The sequence below is a fragment of the Ancylobacter oerskovii genome (genome assembly GCF_018390555.1).
Classification (GTDB): Bacteria; Pseudomonadota; Alphaproteobacteria; order Rhizobiales; family Xanthobacteraceae; genus Ancylobacter; species Ancylobacter oerskovii.
Genome location: NZ_JAHBGB010000033.1, coordinates 46,331 through 60,663, shown reverse-complemented (window position 1 = coordinate 60,663; position 14,333 = coordinate 46,331). Strand labels below are relative to the sequence as shown.

The 14,333-nt window shown below is 64.3% G+C and carries 15 protein-coding genes and 1 pseudogene; 1 reads left to right on the top strand and 15 read right to left on the bottom strand.

Annotated elements, in window-relative coordinates; translation table 11 throughout:
* Positions 1 to 137: 137 nt before the first annotated feature.
* From KHC19_RS25960 to KHC19_RS14810, 10 genes and pseudogenes are all read right to left on the bottom strand, one after another.
* Positions 138 to 725 (bottom strand): annotated as a pseudogene (locus tag KHC19_RS25960) (tyrosine-type recombinase/integrase); the annotation flags it as partial.
* A 433-nt stretch (positions 726 to 1,158) separates the two neighbouring features.
* Positions 1,159 to 1,359, bottom strand: coding sequence for a hypothetical protein (locus tag KHC19_RS14850; protein WP_213353161.1), 201 nt, complete (start codon positions 1,357 to 1,359; stop codon positions 1,159 to 1,161).
* A gap of 4 nt (positions 1,360 to 1,363) precedes the next feature.
* Entirely contained in the window at positions 1,364 to 1,573 is a 210-nt protein-coding gene (locus tag KHC19_RS14845) for a phage head-tail joining protein (RefSeq protein ID WP_213353160.1), read from the bottom strand.
* Positions 1,573 to 3,405, bottom strand: a complete 1,833-nt coding sequence (locus KHC19_RS14840; protein WP_213353159.1) for a prohead protease/major capsid protein fusion protein — start codon at positions 3,403 to 3,405, stop codon at positions 1,573 to 1,575. Before KHC19_RS14840 ends, KHC19_RS14845 begins: the two co-directional genes overlap by 1 nt.
* The gene (locus tag KHC19_RS14835; protein WP_213353158.1) at positions 3,402 to 3,587 is read right to left on the bottom strand and encodes a hypothetical protein; all 186 of its coding nucleotides are present in this window, start codon (positions 3,585 to 3,587) and stop codon (positions 3,402 to 3,404) included. Before KHC19_RS14835 ends, KHC19_RS14840 begins: the two co-directional genes overlap by 4 nt.
* The gene (locus KHC19_RS14830; RefSeq protein WP_213353157.1) at positions 3,584 to 4,966 is read right to left on the bottom strand and encodes a phage portal protein; all 1,383 of its coding nucleotides are present in this window, start codon (positions 4,964 to 4,966) and stop codon (positions 3,584 to 3,586) included. Before KHC19_RS14830 ends, KHC19_RS14835 begins: the two co-directional genes overlap by 4 nt.
* A complete protein-coding gene (locus KHC19_RS14825; protein WP_213353156.1) occupies positions 4,966 to 5,478 on the bottom strand; it encodes a MerR family transcriptional regulator in 513 nt (170 codons plus the stop codon). The genes KHC19_RS14830 and KHC19_RS14825 overlap by 1 nt, the downstream gene beginning before the upstream one ends.
* A gap of 105 nt (positions 5,479 to 5,583) precedes the next feature.
* Positions 5,584 to 5,769, bottom strand: a complete 186-nt coding sequence (locus KHC19_RS14820; protein ID WP_213353155.1) for a hypothetical protein — start codon at positions 5,767 to 5,769, stop codon at positions 5,584 to 5,586.
* Positions 5,770 to 5,909: 140 nt separating this feature from the next.
* Positions 5,910 to 6,251, bottom strand: a complete 342-nt coding sequence (locus KHC19_RS14815) for a hypothetical protein (protein WP_213353154.1) — start codon at positions 6,249 to 6,251, stop codon at positions 5,910 to 5,912.
* Positions 6,248 to 6,670 carry a hypothetical protein gene (locus KHC19_RS14810; RefSeq protein ID WP_213353153.1) on the bottom strand — a complete coding sequence of 141 codons (423 nt, stop codon included), beginning with the start codon at positions 6,668 to 6,670 and terminating at the stop codon, positions 6,248 to 6,250. Before KHC19_RS14810 ends, KHC19_RS14815 begins: the two co-directional genes overlap by 4 nt.
* Positions 6,671 to 6,717: 47 nt before the next feature.
* Here KHC19_RS14810 and KHC19_RS14805 point away from each other — a divergent pair, with 47 nt between their 5' ends.
* Entirely contained in the window at positions 6,718 to 6,993 is a 276-nt protein-coding gene (locus KHC19_RS14805; RefSeq protein ID WP_343207730.1) for a helix-turn-helix domain-containing protein, read from the top strand.
* A 44-nt stretch (positions 6,994 to 7,037) separates the two neighbouring features.
* Here KHC19_RS14805 and KHC19_RS14800 read toward each other — a convergent pair whose 3' ends face one another.
* The 5 genes from KHC19_RS14800 to KHC19_RS14780 form a co-directional block, all read right to left on the bottom strand.
* Positions 7,038 to 10,496, bottom strand: a complete 3,459-nt coding sequence (locus KHC19_RS14800; RefSeq protein WP_213353151.1) for a class I SAM-dependent DNA methyltransferase — start codon at positions 10,494 to 10,496, stop codon at positions 7,038 to 7,040.
* A gap of 297 nt (positions 10,497 to 10,793) precedes the next feature.
* Positions 10,794 to 11,474 carry a Fic family protein gene (locus KHC19_RS14795; protein ID WP_343207729.1) on the bottom strand — a complete coding sequence of 227 codons (681 nt, stop codon included), beginning with the start codon at positions 11,472 to 11,474 and terminating at the stop codon, positions 10,794 to 10,796.
* The gene (locus KHC19_RS14790; RefSeq protein WP_213353149.1) at positions 11,461 to 11,646 is read right to left on the bottom strand and encodes a hypothetical protein; all 186 of its coding nucleotides are present in this window, start codon (positions 11,644 to 11,646) and stop codon (positions 11,461 to 11,463) included. The genes KHC19_RS14795 and KHC19_RS14790 overlap by 14 nt, the downstream gene beginning before the upstream one ends.
* Before the next feature lie 166 nt (positions 11,647 to 11,812).
* The gene (locus KHC19_RS14785; protein ID WP_246548927.1) at positions 11,813 to 13,699 is read right to left on the bottom strand and encodes a phage terminase large subunit family protein; all 1,887 of its coding nucleotides are present in this window, start codon (positions 13,697 to 13,699) and stop codon (positions 11,813 to 11,815) included.
* The gene (locus KHC19_RS14780) at positions 13,692 to 14,297 is read right to left on the bottom strand and encodes a hypothetical protein (protein WP_213353148.1); all 606 of its coding nucleotides are present in this window, start codon (positions 14,295 to 14,297) and stop codon (positions 13,692 to 13,694) included. Before KHC19_RS14780 ends, KHC19_RS14785 begins: the two co-directional genes overlap by 8 nt.
* Between the last annotated feature and the right edge of the window lie 36 nt (positions 14,298 to 14,333).

Here is a 14,333-nt window from a genome sequence, read left to right as displayed (position 1 = left end):
CTAGAAAAAGCTTTTTCTGGCAGAGACTTAGCTGCATTTTTCGTCCCACTTTCCGACGTCGCCGAAAACGGTGGGACAATCTCGATCGCCGACAGCTTCAACCGTGCGGCCTTCGCGAGATGCTTCTGGCTCGCGGAACGGGTATAGCGATCCACCTCTTTTGACGTCCGGTGACCGGTCATCGACATGATCTCGCGGTCGCTCGCACCATGCTCGGCGAGCTTGGCGGCGAAATATTTGCGCAGGCCATGAGCCGAGCGGCCGGACAGGCCCGCCTCGTCGCACCAGTCACGGAACTTGTTGCCGAAGGTCTTGGTCGATTTGAACGGCCGGTCCCATTCGCTCACCAGGAACGTTTCCCGCCCGGTCGGCAGTATGCCCAGCACGGCCTGCAACTCGGCACTGATCGGTAGCGTCAGCTGTACCGGCTTGCGCCGGCGGTTCTTCCACTGCGTGAAGGTGATGGCCCCGTCCTTCACCATTGCCGGCCCCAGCCGGTGAATATCGGAAATCCGCTGGCCGAATTCGAGGAACAGCATCAGCGCCAGACGTGCCATGGTGCCGGGCGGGTGCGCTTCCTCAAACGCCTGAACGTCTTCATCCGACCAGGCGGGAATGCCATCGGCTCGCACCGCCGGGAAGTAGGGCACCTCCTTCGCCGGATTGGTGTCCGCCAGATCGTTGGCGATCGCGAAGGCGAAGATCTGCCGCAGCGCTTTCACCATGGAGTTGGCCGCACCCGGCGTTTCCGCGCGCTTGTCCCGCATGGCGCGGATGTGCCGCGGCAGCATCGGCGCATAGGGGAGGTCGCCGCAGGGCTTGCCCGAAGGGGTCGTCTCCTGGCACAGGCGCTCAAGGATGCCGCGACGTACCCGCTGGGTCGTCGGGTCGAGGCCCTTATATTCAGCACTGCGATAGTAGGCCTCGCAAAGCGCGCGCAGCGAGCCGGAAACCGCTGGCGCCTTCTCCACACGTTGCCCCACCTTCTTCGCGATCGGCCGGCCAGCCAGCACATTGCTATAGGCGGTCCAGAACGCCGGTGTCCCATACTCTGCCCGGATACGGACCTTCAGCTTTCCCGGCATGCGCACATACCAGCGCACATTGCCGTGCCGGTCCATATCGCGGGACAAATGGGGCGGGTTCGGGCGAGCCATGTCAGGACAGTGCCTCGTCCCAGGGGTTCGGGGCGGGTTCGTCCGTCGCGACAACCGCCGGCGGAACGATCTTTTCGGTGACGACGACAATGCGGCCGTCGGGTTCGATCTCCAGGCGCGGAAAGGCGATGCCCGCCGCCTGCGCGCCTTTCAGCGCGCGGGTGACGTCGGATGCCTTGAAGCGGATCTTGGTGCGTGCCATCGCCTCACAATCCCTTGCTTGAGACGAGGTAGGCGACCTTCGGCGCTGCGCCGGCGGAGAGCTGGCGCTCGATATCGGCGATGGCGGAGGCGAGCTCCGCATCGGAGCGATATTCATGCTCGCGCCCATCCGAGTAGCGCACGCGTCGGACACCCGACGCGCGCGCCTCGCGGAGCTTCTCCAGACGCTGCTGAAGCGTGACCGCGTCGGCCATCACACCCCCTCATTCTGGTAGAGGCCGCGGAAGTCGATGACGCCGCAGCCGAAGTCGAGCCCGGCCGCGACCTTGACGGCGCGGGTGTCGAAGTCGATCTCGGTGCGGATCTGCGGCCCCTCGGCGCCGGAGACGTAGCCATAGACCACGCTGGGCGCCGCCGCCGGGTCGGCGACGACGTACCAGCCATTGCCGGCAATGTTGGCGTCGACCACCAGCTCCATGGTGCCCGCCCATGGGTTGACGTCGCCCGCCTTGGTGGCAGTGACGGCGGCGAGCACCTGGCGGCCTTCCAGCTCCTTTTCCGGCCCGACCACGAGGAAGCGCGGCGCGAGGTTGAGCGGCACACTGTCGAGGCTCTTCTGCTTGCGCAGCGCCGCCACCGCGAGGCTGAGCGAGGAGACGGTGATCGCCGCGCCGGCCGCTGCCTTGTTGCCATGGCTGGCATGGAAGAGCGCGATGCCGTCCGACAGGGCGGCATTGGCGGCGAGCAGCGCATAGACCCGGGCATTCTCGTCGGCGGCGGCGCGGATGGCGATCATCGACGAGAAGTCGGCCAGTGCCGACAGGTCGTCATTGATCAGCGCCCGCCGGCCGATGGCGATGCCGGCATTCAGCTCCTTCGCCCGCACCTTCTCGCGGTTCTCGCTGATGGTGCCGTATTTGAGCTCGCCATTCTCCGCGGTCTCCTGGAACTGCGGGAAGTCGCCGATGCGCAGGAAGGAATGGTCGCGGAAGTCGGTGAAGGAGCGTCGGCCAGCCCAGCGGCGATAGGTCGGCTCGGCGGCGGCGTAGTTGGCGAGCAGGCTCTTATTGGCGGCGTCGGCCAGCAACAGCGGGAAGTCGCTGGTCGAGTGAGCGCCGACGGCGCGCTCCATCAGTGCGTTCTGGTCGCGCAGATTGATACGCTCGCCGCGTGCCTCGGCAAGGCCGCCGATCATGTCGAGCATGCGGTAACCGGAGAAGTCGCGGGCGCGACCTTCCAGCTTGACCCGGCCCGGCGCCAGGCGGTGCGCCAGTGCGTCGCCCATCGCTGAGCGGATCGACGCCGGGTCGGTGTGATCCACCGTCACCATCGGCGCGACGGTGCGGATCGTCTGCAGCGGCGCAGTGCGGGTCTGCATCGCCTGGAAGGCGGCGGCACGGGCAGCGTCGGCGCGAGCACCGGCGTCGATCTGGCCGTCGATCCAGCCCTGGTCGAGCCCGGCGACGGCACCGATGGAGCGGATCTCCGCATTGACGGCGGCCCGGTCCGCGGACGCCGTGGGGGTGGGGACCGCCGCGGCGGGCAGGGTCGTGACCGGAGCGGACTCCGGCTGGGCAGATGCCGTCATTGTCTCATTCCCTCGAATGATGGCCTGACGGTCGGCGGGAATCGGGACGATGGAGAGTTCCACCGGGGTCCAGCGCGTGGCGGTCTTCACCCGCCGGCCGCCTTCGGTGGTCTCGGCCCAGTCGTGAACGGCGTAGCCGACGGACACACCGCGCAGGTGCCCGTCGAGAATGTCCTGAATGATCGGCTCGACATCGTCCCGCCGGGACATCCCGATGATCGCGCGGGCCTCTCGGTTCCCGCCGACCGTCCATGCTGTGAGGACGGAGCCCAGCACATCGGTCAGGATGCCCCGGCGGTGGCTGTTCAGGACCGGTGCGCCGATGAAGGCGCTCCAGTCCTGAGCCAACGAGAGCCGCTCGAGGAAGTGGCCGCGCTCGTCCTGGCGCTCGACCCCGACCCCGGTCGAGAACACCACCTCGAAGGTGCGCTCGTCGGGGTTCCAGCTGGTCGCGGCCAGAGGCGCGCGGCGGATGATGATGTCGGAGGGCGCGTTCATGCCGGCTTCCTCCCGTAGCGGGCCTGCCGCTGGTCGAGCGCCCGCTTGAGATCGGCGTGCCACATGGCGGCGGCGGTCTCCATCCGGCGCAGCTCGTCGAGCGAGAGAGCCTTCGGATCCAGCAGCGGGAAGGCGGCACGCCAGAACTGGCGCCACAGCGGCTGCAGCTTGTCGCCCATCATGCTGCGCCCCCGATGTTGGCGAGGGCGGGCGCCTTGGCTGGAGCGGCGAAGCTGAGGCCGAGGCTGGCCTCGCGGGCCTTGTCGGCGGCGATCTCCGCGTCGAGCGCGGCGACGTCCATGCCGCGGGCGGCCACCGCCTCGCGCCGGCTCATCAGCCCGGCATTGATGGCGTCGATCTCCGCCTGCACGTCCTTGCCCGGATCGACCCATTGCTGTTTCGGGGTGATCCAGCGCACGGGGAGCAGATCCTCGATCCGGCCCTCGATGCGGCCGGCGAGGCTCTCCAGCATCACCCAGCGGCGCCAGATCGGCCGCAGCGCCTGGAAGACGATGACATTATGCTGCAGCATCTCGATCCGCCGGCGCCACTCGACGAGGCCGGCGCGGATCGAGGAATAGTTCACGGCAGAGAGGTCGCCGGTCAGCACCTCATAGGGCAAGCCGAGCGCGGCGGCGATCTCATGCAGGGTGATGCGGGCGAAGTCGTTGGCCTCCTGGGCGATCGCCGGCGGATTGGAGAAGCTCACGTCCTTGCCCGGCGGCAAGACTACCATGGCGCCGGGCTCCAGTGAGCCGATGATCGCTTCGCCCTGCGCCTCGCCGCCGAACGGCACCGCGCCATCATTGGTGGTGATGACACCGGCGAGCAGCGCGCCGATCTTCTGGCGGGTGAGCTGGGCGCCGTGCCATTCGTCAATCTCACCAAGCCGCAGGATCGCCGGGGCGAACCACGACACGCCGCGCACCTGGCCGGGGAAGTCGGGGCGGAACAGATGGATCACGTCCTCGGCCGGGACGCGCACCGGCTGGAGGTTGAGGCCGAGGCCGATCTCCGGCCGCTCCTTGATGATCCAGTAGGCGACGCGGGTGCCGAACATGTCGAACTCGACGCCGTTGACGATGCGCCCGCCGGCGGCCAGCGGCCGGGTCAGCGAGGCGTCGAGCTGGTCGGGATGCAGCACGCGGATCCGTAGGCCGGCCGGGGTGGCGATCATCAGCGCCAACGCCTCGCCGTCGACGATCATGCCGCCGACCATCAGCGCGGTCAGGCCGTAGAAATCGCACATGCCATCAGCGTCCGCCTCGTCGGTCCAAGCCGTCCAGCGCTCCGCCAGTTTGCCGGTGATCGCCGGCACGATGCCGGTGCCGACCAGGGCCGTCGTCCAGGCTGACCTGATCGCGGCGTGCGGGTTGTTGGCGACCAGGTAGCGGGCACGCTGGGCGAGCGGCGCACGGGCCGCCTGCGCCGCGCCGTGCTGGTTCGCCATCTTGCCCCAGCCCGACGCACGACGGCTGGCGGACGCGCCCTCATAGGAGCGCTGCGACGGACGGAGCGCATTGATGGCCCGGTCAAAAAAGGAAGCGAGGAAGCCGTTCATCACGCGCCCTCGTGCTCGACGGAAACCACCGGACGCGGGGCTTTTTGGACGATCTGCTCGCCGAGTGCTTTGCAGTCGATGAAAAAGGCGGAAGCGGGCTTGCCCTGCTCGTCACGCATTCTCACCCAGTCATCGACAGCCCCCGCGCGAACGATATCGCCGTCCTGCGCAACGATCAGGAAGCGAGCGATGCGCCTACCGTGGAAGCCAACGAAGGCCGCATCCTCCGCCGCGACGCTGATGACCTCGGCGAAATGTTCGATCATCGGCCCGGCCAATCTGGCCGCCATAGCCGCGGTCCCGACAGCGACACCTTGGGAGGTAAGTGCTTGGAGAGCCATCAGGTAGCCGAGGTCGTAGACATAATAGATTGCGCGGTTGCTCACGCTCTTGGTCTTGAGGATCTTGCGGCGCCGCCAATCACGCAGCGCGACCTGGGAAATGCCGGTAATGGCCTCGACCTCGGCGGCACTGAACGTCTCCCGGATGATGGAAATGCGCTGGCCGTTCATGTGATATCTCCCACGTTATCGTGGTTAGTAACACGATACGCCCAGCGTGGGAAGTGCCACGTTCCGTTTTTCGGCGAGCCTGCTTTCAGGCTGGCAAGCCACGCCTCACATCTCGAACAGGATGCGTTTGAGATGCTCAGTCATCCCAAACCGCGCCTCCACATCCTCGACGAGATTGATCCGGTTGATATTGAGCCACCGGCTATCCTTCTGCCGAAAATGATCGAAGGCTCGGCGATGTCCGGCTCCCATGATGAGCCAACCATGGGCATCGGCCGTCATCTCGTCCATCGCCTCCGAGAAGTCCGATCAGGCACGGCGGGCGCGTTCCATGGGATCGGCGGGCGGCGTCACAGGTGCAAGGCATAGAGCCGCGGCAGGTGTGGCAACGAGCGCCGGGCCAGCGCTGATCAACAGGCGGCGACGGGTGATCATATGCCCGCCTCCTGTTCCTCGTCGTCCGGCGACGGGCTGCAGAAGCTCATGCCGTGGCGCTCTATCGAGGTGTATTCCCGGTCGTGCTCGTCTTCGCCCGGATCGTCCTCCTCGGCATCCTCGTCGTAACCCTCGAGCAATTCGACCTCGTCGCCCTCGATGTCGACCAGCCGCGGGTCAGCGTCGAGATAGGGAAGATTGCCTCCAAGGCTCGGTTCGAGATCGGGATCGCCGTCGAGCTGGTCGAGCAGCGAAAGCATGCTCTCGATGACCGCCTCGATCCGCTGCCGCAGGGCGCCTTCCTCCACCATGGTGAAATGACGAACATGCGCGTTCATGCCCGGCCCTCCGCAACGAGGCGGCCGAGCGCCACGGTGAGCGTGTCGAGAAACAGCTCTTCGAAGGTGGTGCCGTCCGTATCTTCCTGCGTACCGAGCGGGAGGTCGGGATTGGCGACGCCAACATAGCGGACAAGGGCTAACAGCCCCGGCAGTGTGGTCGGCACCGTGCCGAGCAGCTCGGCGAACTGCTCGTCGGCGGTGTCCACCAGCTCGGCGAGCCGGTCCTCGCCGTCTGTCGTGCAGGCGTGGACCGGCTCCATGAGCCGCCGGTGCTCGGCGATGAGGGCGAAGATGGGATCGGGCACCGACGCAAAGGCGACGACGCCGGCCGGCACGGCGATGACAGCCGCGCCGAGGCAAAGCGCCTGGCGTCGGCTGGGGACATGGCTTTCCCGTTCGCGAACATGGGTGCCCATGCGCGTGCTCCTGTGGTAACGGTGTTAGACGTTACGCACCATGCTCAATGTTGGTGCTAATGGCAACATCATGCGCAACGTTGGGCATCATGACCATTGGATCAGCACAGTGCCGGGCGGCTCGGGCCTTGGTCGAATTGGATCAAGCGGCACTCGCTGAGGCCGCCGGAGTTTCCCGGAACGTGATCGTTGATTTCGAGAAGGGGCGCAGAACGCCAACGAGGAACAACCTCGCCGCCATACAGGCTGCTCTCGAAGCCGCCGGCGTCATCTTCGTCGCCGAAAATGGCGAAGGGCCTGGTGTGCGGTTGAGGAAGAGGTAAAAGGCTCAATTGGCAGCGAAGCGGCTACTATTGAATAGCATAACCTACGCCGCTCGAAAGAAGCTGCGTCCTTTGTCGTAGCTTTCAGCTTGGCCTAGCCGGACCAGGGATTGAAGCACGTCGCATACCTCCGCGACGGTTTTATCCGACGATGTGAACGTGGCCGCGATTTCCTCTGCTGACAAAGGCGCTTTTGCACGGGCGATCAGGTCTAGGACCACCCGCGCTTGGTCCAACCTCGCGGTCGGGAACGGTGTCTTCTTTGCCTTGACCTTGGTCGCTAGGATCGTTTGGATACGGTCGCCGCGATGCGCCAGCGGGCCGATCTTGTCGATCTGATACTCGGGCCGCAGCCATTTGATGAAACCCCGGCGCTCTTCGGCAGCCCGGACTTCGTTCAGGCGGACAAGACTGTCAAGGATCTGCTCAGCGTTTATACCCGCGTGCCACCCGTAGGATTCTGCTACGGCGGCGTCGAGACGATCATGAAGCTCCCGCAGGATCAGAATGCGACCTCGACTTCGGATGTCCTGATCTTTCCGGGAAAGCACGCTGCCAGTCCGGACGGTCTCGAGAACATTGTAGAGCGTGGTCAGATTCAGGTCGGGATGTTCGACAAGAACTTGTTTTCTCGTCTCATCGAGTTCTTCGGCAATGGCACCGATTCTCGCGCGAGCCGACGAGGTGGCGTCGGGGAATGGGAAGGGATCGAAGCACCGAGACTTCGAATATCTTGGATCGTTGCCGACACCTTGCCGGCCTCCAGTACGTAAAGCCCAAGTCACATGCACTTTTGAGGATAGTACGCCGAGGTGAAATGCTTCGCCTGACGCTATAACAACCAGCATGTTGTCTGGAAGTACTTCTAATTCCATGAACTGAAATAGGCGGTGCTTCATGGTTTCAACGGTGGCGATATAACGGGGCAGGCCTTCCAACGCCGGGCGGAGCTCAATTCTTGGCTTTCCGAAAATCCACCATTGATCCAAATAGTCCTGCGCGTCCTTGGTCGGCGATTTCGCGAACGTTTCAGCTCGCTGATTTCGAACTGTTTCAAGAAGATGCTGATAGACTTCGGGGAAGTCGCGCCGAGCTTCCGCTGCGGTAGATCCAAACAGGTCGATAACCATCACTCCACGGGGTCGTGATGTCAGATCCCTGCCGTTTCGGTACTCCCGAATATGCTGATTAAGGCCCGGTCGCTTTCCAAGGCCGAGCTCAATGGCTTTTTCTCGCGAGATGATGAAGCCATCACCGTGGAGCTTCACGCCGGGGGAGCAGATCGCATCGTTGGCCACCAGGGCCTTCGCTTTAGTCACATCCACGCCGATCGTAAGATCAGGATTGATCTTACCCTCACGTTCCGCAAACTCGATCAAGGGCTCATCGGTGTCGAGATTTTCCTCTCTGATCGCAATGCGCACAACGCCATCCCGGTCGCCAGCCTCAGCTACCGTAATCGCAATTCTGACTGCAGCTGCATCCTTGGAGGCCTTGGTCCATGGATGGTCCGGAACGGCGAGCACCAACGAAACGGGGGATGTTCCCGCTAGATGTCGCTCAAGGACACGCCGCTGGAATACCTGCGTTATTGAGTTCGTCGTGACGAAGCCAAAGCGACGCAGTCGAGTTCCCTTCCGGACGAGCAGTTGGGCAGCATGGTCCCACCAGTACATCACGAAATCCGCCGCAGGATTCATTTGCGGCTTGGCGCTCCGCAATGCTTCGGCGTAACCGGCGCCCAGTCGCCCGCGAATATCCTTCCCGCCGATGAACGGAGGGTTGCCGACAATGAAGTCAGCTTCCGGCCAATCGGCGCTGACTGCGTTCGGGTAGGCGTAGGTTTCGTTACCTTGCCCATCGATCACTGGCTTGCCCAATGCATCGCGCTTAAGTTGCGGATGGGGATAGCCCGACCACGTGATGAGGGCATCTTTGCCATGAACATGGTCGCTGCTGCCCAGAACCGGCTCCGGGGGCACAGTGGACCGGGTCCTCATATGCCACTGAATGTAGCCGATCCATAGGACCAGTTCGGCAATCTCGACAGCTCGCCTATTGAGTTCCATGCCGAAGAATTGGTCCGGCTTTACCGAGATGCCGGTGACGCGTGCGACCGCCTCGTCGCCGCCGATATCCTGCAGTTGCTTGAGAGCCTCGCCTTCTAGCTGTTTCATCCGACGGAGAGCGACGTAGAGAAAATTTCCTGTCCCGCATGCCGGATCGAGTACCCGCATCGATGCCAGGTGCCTCAGGAAATCTTCTACCTCGCGAATGGCGGCCGCCGTTGATCCGTTGCGGATCGCACGCTCGGCGGCTGATTGATGGCTGATCCAATCCTCGGTGAGGGGCGTGACGATTGTGGCATCCACCACCCGCTCGACATAAGCGCGCGGTGTGTAGTGTGCACCGAGACGCTTTCGCTCGATTGGGTCCAGAGCCTGTTCGAATAGGGTGCCGAATATCGCAGGCTCCAGATCACGCCAGTCGGCATCCGAAGCATCGCGGAGAAGGCGTATCTCGTCTTTCGTTAGAGGGAGCGCCGCGGCGTTTTTAAAGAGTTTGCCATTAAAACGTAGTAGTCTCTCGCCGATGCCGGGCGAGTAGTCACCGCGGTCCATGTGACGCCAGAGGTCTTCGATCTCGAAGGTAAATCGCATGGAATCGTCGAGGCACCTCGTCAGAAGTTCCGTGAAACCTTTCTTCCGCATCAGCCCCACGTCCTCGACGAACATCGTGAACAGGCACCTCATAAGGAAAATTGCTACGCTGCGGGCCTCGAAGCCACGTCCCTCAAGCGCTTTGGAGATTTCCGCCAACCGCCCGGCAATCTCTCTGGTTACCTTGGCCGTCTTCTGTGCTGGATCTAGGGATTGAGGCTTTTCCCATACCGAACGTAGCAGTTCGAGGGTTTCTGGGCTCTCCAGTTGACCAAGTTCGATACGAAACTGCCGAGCATCAGGAAATTGGGCATAGTGGCGTCCATGACCGGAAAAATCGGCGTAGAGCTCAATAGCGCGCCCCACGTCGCACGCGATGATGAACGGTGGATATGGATGGTCGGCGGGCAACGAAGCTGCATATCGCTCGGCTTGTCGGCGCGCCTGGACCATGACGTGATCGAGGCCGTACGCTGCCGTGTTCGCCGGCCCCGTTTCCGTCGTGGCGAATAGGTCTGCTTGACCTTCGATCACTGCCTTCTTGCCGCCGCGGAGCCGGCTCTGCTTTGCCTCCAGGATAAAGCACCCGCGCTTGTATAGATCGATGCGCCCTGTTTCGTTTGTCCCGTCTGGACGTTTTCTCTCTACACGCCGTTCAAATACATAGTCGTTGAAGTCATGGGCCGCTCGTGCAGGATCGGGACGTTTGACGCCAATCACATCGCATAGTTCGGATAAAAAAAGAGAATAGTTCGCTCGCTCTTGACCGCCATCAAGATTGGACCATCGCTTGATAAAATCAGCGATTGGTAATTTTTTATTAATTTCTTGCCCATTCCCCATGCATCAAATTGGCACCACAAAATTACCAACTAATAAATGAAGTAAAGTGGGGTCGCGGCGTGGGTGATCGCCCCAAATGCGCCGGTTGAGTCGCTCGGCCGCCATCGCATCACCATATCGATGCGATGGTGGCCGGAAGGCCACCCGCCACCGGCAGATCGGGGGCGGCCTTGGCATCAAGGAAGCTGCGCGGCAGTAATCGATCAAGCCCACAGTTCCGACCAAGTGGTGTCGCAATGCAGGAGCTTATCATGGAGCGACCAGTTCGGCTCGCTGCGGCTCTGGTTGTAAAGAAGACTACTCTGTGCTGTCTGGAGGCACGCCGCCAGCCTGCTCGTAAGCGCCATGCAGTTGCTTGGCGAGCATACCGGACAACAGCTCTTCCATCTTCGTGAGGTCAAGGTGACCATCCCGCCACGCTGCATCAGCCGCGTCGAGCGCGTCGAAATATGGCTTGCGATTGTAGGTGATCTGGTCCGGGATCGTCGGCAGGCCCGGTAAATCCGCCCCGAGCTTGATGCAGAGAACGACGTAGGACGTGATGCGCGAGGTGCGGCCGTTACCGTCGGCGAAGGGGTGGATCCAGTTGAGCCGCCACATGATGTAGGCGGCGAGATGGATCGCGCTTTTCTCCGTCCAGCTTTCATTCACATAGTCGCACAGCTCTTCCACCAGTTCGGGCACCAGATGTGCGCCAGGCGGCTCGTGCTTGCTGCCTTCGATCGCGACGCCAGCCGGCCGAAAATTGCCGGCATAGCTGCTGATGCCAGCCAACGCTTCACGCTGAAGGCCGAGAACATGCGACAGGCGGAGCTTGAAAGAACCGCGATCAAGCGCGGCATGGATCATTGCTCGCCCGGCATCAAATTGGCGGAGGCCGTTGAGAGCCTCCGCCTCCGCCTTGAGTATCGGATCGGTGATCAGTTCAGCTTCATTCGCCCGGCTGTGACGCTGGGCGGGACCATCAGTGTCCGTCACGCTCCTGCCTCGCCAGCTTCTCAGCCTGTTCATTCACCATTTCTCGCGTGATGCGCGAATTCTCGAAATGGGTATTCCCATAGGCGAAGCTGCGCCGCTGCTCTTCGCGGTGCTCGGGGGACGGTTCCACACGCTTGGCCGCCTCGATCAGCTTCTTGAGTTCATTCGTCATTCCGGCCTCCCGCTCGCAGCTCGGTCCTACAACGCGCTGACCATGCGCATTCAGGATTCGGACTGTTCTTGAGTTTGGTATATGGCGCCTTTCCGGGACGTTGCCAATTTGGCAATTCAGCCACAGCCCGGCCCCCTGAAGGTCCGCGCGTTGCCTGGTATGATCGTCATGCTCCTGATAACCACTTGGAGCGGACGACGCCGGACGGCGTCGCCGATGAGGCTGGAAGCGCGGAAGTGGGTGCAGAGGTGTCGGTGCTGGGGCCGGCGGCGTCCAGCCTGGCAACCGCCTCCGCCAGCGACATCCCCGCCGCATAAAGCCCATGCAGCGCCGCCGTGGCGTACACCCGACAGTCGAGCGGCTCGTTGCGCACGCCGGGATCGGGCACCCACTCGATGGGGGCGACGCCTTTGGTGTAGCGGCGCACCGGCCGCTCGGCGACGAGACCGGTAAACCACAGATAATCGCGATCCGATGGCCATTGGCAGGCGCCGTGCCCGCCGTCCTCGATGCGCAGGCGCGAGAGCAGGCCGTGCTTGAGCGTATCGACGCCGACGATGTGCACCGGAGCGAGGTTGGCGATGCGCAGCTTGGGCGGACGCTTGGGCCAGGGCGGCACGCCCGGGCCGCCGCGGCCCTTGATCGCCCAAACGCGGCGGTTGAGCCGCTCGGCCGAGAACTTCATCACCATGTCGGTGCGATGCCCGCCGGAATCGATGGCCGCCGCCAGCACCGGCAGATCGGGGATGGCCTTGGAGTGGCGGAAGCGGCGCAGCAGCAGGCCATCGAGCGCGCCCCACACCTCCGGCCGCGAGGTGTCGCCGTGCAGGATCTCATAGTCGAGCGACCAGCTGGCTTCGCCACGGCCCCAGCCGACGAACTCCACCTCGATGCGATCATCCTGAGTGTCGACGCCGGCGGTGACGACGGCGACGCCCTCCGGCAGCAGCTCCGTCCATGGGGTGTCGCAGGAGATCCCGCGCGCCTGCAGGCTGTCCGGCGCCAGCGGCGCCATGTCGCGATCCTCATAGGGTTCGCCCAGCTTCAGATTGGTCCAGGTCTTCAGCCGGGCGGGATCGCGCTTGGAGGCGACGAAGTCGGCGGCGATCTCGCCCCAGCTCTCGAAGGGCGAGTAGAGCGCCGAGAGGTGGAAGCCGACCGTGAGCCCGTCGCCCTCCACCGTCGCCCGCCATTCGCCCTTGGCCAGCAGCGCCGGTTTGTCGGCTTCCTCGATCACCCCGCCACAGGTCTCACAGGCGTAGAACGCCTTGCGCGGCTCGCCCTCCGGCCAGGTGACGCCGCGCCAGACGAGCACCTGATGCGTGCCGCAATGCTGACAGGGCACGAAGTAGCGCCGCTGGTCGCTCTCGGCATAGGCCTTCTCGATCCTCGACACCCCGGCCTCGGTCGGGGTGGAGATCAGGAAGATCTTGCGCCGGCCGCGGAAGGTGACGGTGCGCTGCACGGCGAGCGCGACGGGATCGCCTTCTCCATCGGCATCGGCCGGGAAGGCGTCGACTTCGTCGAGCACCAGGTAGCGCGCCGGCGTCGAGCGCAGGCCGGTCGCCGAGTTGGCGCCGGTCATCACCAGCGCGCCGCCGGGAAACTCTTTCAGCCCGACGGTGTTGCCGGGATCCTTGGCGCGGGCCGGCGCCATGCGGCTCCTCAGCGCCGGCGTGCCATCGATCAACGGATCGATGCGGGTACGCGAGTTCCGCCGCACCATGTCGATCGACGGCCACACCGCCAGCACCAGGCCGGGCGCATGGGCGATCCAGTAGCCGATGGCGTTCAGCCCCGCCTCGGTGCCGCCGGTCTGCGCGCCCTTCATCAGCACGACGCGCTCGATCGGCGAGGAGGTGGAGAGGCAGTCCTGTATCGCCTTGAGGTACGGCACCCGCGACGTCCGCCACGGCCCCGGCTCGGCATTGGTGCCGGGCAGGATGCGGTTGGCGTCCGCCCATTCCGTCACGGTCAGCTGCAGCTCCGGCCGTAGGCCACGCCGCCAGGCCGCGTCGACCAGCTCGGCGGTGAGGTCGGCAAGGTCAGTCATGCGGGATATCCTCCAGCGGCATGTCGGCGAGGGTGACGAGCTGGGCGCGCACCAGCCGGTCGAGCACGCCGACCACGACGGCGAGGTCGGCGCCGGCGGTGCTGGCGATCTCCGGCGCGGCGCGGTTCACCCAGCCGAGCCAGGCGTCGCGCTCGAAGCGGGCGCGGGCCTCGATGGTGCGCAGGGTGGCGGCGCGGTTCACCCAGCCGAGCCAGGCGTCGCGCTCGAAGCGGGCGCGGGCCTCGATGGTGCGCAGGGTGGCGGCGCGGTCGATCAGCTGGCGGCCCATGCGCTCGGCCTTCAGCCGCGCGATCTCGGCCTCGGCGGCATCGCGCATGGCCCGCGGCGACAGGTGTGCCGGAGATGGTGCGTCGAGCGAGGCGCGGCGGCGGTTCGGATCGACATTCTCCGCCACCCAGGCCTTGCCGCGGGCGATGTGGATGCGCCCGTTCGGCTCGACCGGCAGCCCGGCGGCGATCAGCTGCGAGACGCGGCCCGGCGACACGCCGATCAGCTCGGCGAAGCCCTTCTTGGAGAGGGTCTCCGCCGGCGGAGCGGGATGGTCGCCGAACAGGCTGAAGCCATGCAAATCCTGCATCCTCAACCCTTTCTCAAGCGCCGGAGTTTAGCGCTC